This window comes from Spirillospora sp. NPDC049652, from assembly GCF_040675125.1.
In the GTDB taxonomy this organism is placed as follows: Bacteria; Actinomycetota; Actinomycetes; order Streptosporangiales; family Streptosporangiaceae; genus Spirillospora.
Genome location: NZ_JBFAOF010001140.1, coordinates 1 through 2,062, shown reverse-complemented (window position 1 = coordinate 2,062; position 2,062 = coordinate 1). Strand labels below are relative to the sequence as shown.

Annotated in this window: 3 protein-coding genes; all 3 read right to left on the bottom strand. The window is 75.9% G+C overall.

The annotated features are described in order from the left end of the window. A partial coding sequence (cobC, locus tag AB0J52_RS37845; protein ID WP_500187806.1) for an Rv2231c family histidinol phosphate aminotransferase CobC occupies nucleotides 1-841 on the bottom strand: 841 nt, incomplete at its 3' end. Between the two features lie 16 nt (nucleotides 842-857). Continuing rightward, nucleotides 858-1,808, bottom strand: a complete 951-nt coding sequence (locus AB0J52_RS37840; RefSeq protein WP_500187804.1) for a sirohydrochlorin chelatase — start codon at nucleotides 1,806-1,808, stop codon at nucleotides 858-860. Continuing rightward, on the bottom strand, nucleotides 1,805-2,062 hold a 258-nt coding region (locus AB0J52_RS37835; RefSeq protein WP_500187803.1), incomplete at its 5' end, for a precorrin-8X methylmutase. The genes AB0J52_RS37835 and AB0J52_RS37840, both read right to left, overlap by 4 nt.

Below are 2,062 nucleotides of genomic sequence, written 5' to 3'. Positions count from 1 at the left end.
GGACGACGTACAGGCCGCGCGAGGTCAGCTCGGCGGCGAGGCGGTCGCGCTCGGCCCCCATGTCGGCGGCCCACGCGTCCGCCTCGGCGAGCGCCTCGGGGGTGCTGCACGCCTCGACGGCGACGAGCGCGGGCGTCGAGACGGCCCAGAGCGGCTGCGCGGCGGCGAGCCGGGACACCAGGCCGGGGGCGGCGAGCAGGTATCCGGCGCGCAGCCCGGCGAGGCCCCAGGTCTTGGTGAGGCTGCGGACGATGACGAACCCCGCCGGCAGCCGTCCGGCCAGGCTCTCGGGCTCGCCGGGGACGCAGTCCATGAACGCCTCGTCGACGATGACCGTCCGGCCGGGGCGGGCGAGCGCGGCGATCGCGGCCGCCGGGTGCAGCACCGACGTCGGGTTGGTCGGGTTGCCGATCACGACCAGGTCGGCGTCGGGCGGGACCACGGCGGGGTCGAAGGTGAAGTCCTTGCCGAGCAGGACGCGCTCGACCTCGTGCCCGGCGGCGCGCAGCGCGGCCTCGGGCTCGGTGAACTGCGGGTGCACGACCACGGCCCGGCGCGGCCGCAGGACCCGCGCGAGCAGCACGAACGCCTCGGCGGCCCCGGAGGTGAGCAGGATCTCGTCCGGCGAGCGGCCGTGCCGGCGCGCGACGGCACGGCGCGCGGGCGCGGGGTCGGGGTAGGCCGCGAGGCCCGCGACCGACGCGCGGATGCGGTCGGCCAGCCACGCGGGCGGGGTCGCGGTCCGCACGTTCACCGCGAAGTCGCGGAGGCCGTCGCCCACCTCGGCGTCGCCGTGGTGGGAGAGATCGACATCTTCGCTGGTCAGTGCCTCAAGGTTCACTTAGTACCCCAACGCCTCACCATGCGGAAACGTGCCCGTGCTCATGCCCGTGCCCGTGCCCGTGCCCGTGCCCGTGCCCGTGGCCATGCCCATGGCCGGAGGGGTCGTCCGGGTGGTGGTGCGGGGTCTGGGGCGCGCCGACCTTCTCCTCGAAGCCGGGCATGGCGACGCGGTACACGCAGGTGTCGCAGTTCATCCGGATGTCGCCGCGCAGGGCCTCGGCGTACCGCTCGGCGACCAGGTCGGCGAGACCGTCGCAGTCGCCGATGACCTCCGCGCACCGGACGTCCACGTCCGGGTGTGACGCGGCCCACTCGCGCGACTGGTCCACGACCCGGTCGGGCAGGACGCCCGCGAACAGGAAGTACGGCAGCACGACGATCCGCTCCGCGCCCAGCAGGCGCAGCCGGTCCAGTCCCTCGGGGACGCTCGGCCGGGCCAGCGAGACGAACGCGGGCTCGACCGCCGACAGGCCGGGGCCCTGGTCGGGGCCGCCCGCGCCGCGTCCCTCCCAGAACAGCCGCGCGACCTTGTGGACCTCGGCGTTCGCGTCCGGGTCCGTGGAGCCGCGCCCGACCAGCAGGACGGCCGTGCCGGGCTCGGGCGCGACGGCGTCGAGCCGTTCGGCCAGCAGGGCGAGCAGCGCCGGGTGCGGGCCGAGTGGACGCCCGTAGGTGTAGGAGAGCCCTGGATGCCGGACGGTCTCCCGCGCCATCGCGCCCGGGATGTCGCCCTTGCCGTGCCCGGCCCCGACCAGCACCAGGGGGACGGCCGCGACGTGCCGGTGCCCGTCCGCGTACAGCCCGGCGACGGCCTCGGTCAGCGGCGGGCGGGACAGCTCGATGAAGCCTCCGGCCACCGGCGTCCCGTCCATGCGGCGGGCGAGCCGCCGGACGAGGCGGCCGAAGCCGGCGACGCCGTCCTCCGATCGCGTTCCGTGCCCGACGAGCAGCAGCGGCGCGTTCACTCAGGGTCCCCCTCGTAGTAGAGCAGTGCGTTGACGGCGGCGGCCGCCACGGCGGACCCGCCCTTCTCGGAGATGTTGCTGACCTGCGGCAGCCCGCTGTCGCGCAGGGCCTGCTTGGACTCGGTCGCGCCGACGAAGCCGACCGGCAGGCCGACGACCAGCGCGGGCCGGACGCCGCGCTCGACGATCTCCTGCAGCGCGGTGGGGGCGCAGCCGACGACCCAGACCGTGCCCGGCCCGTACATGTTCTCCAG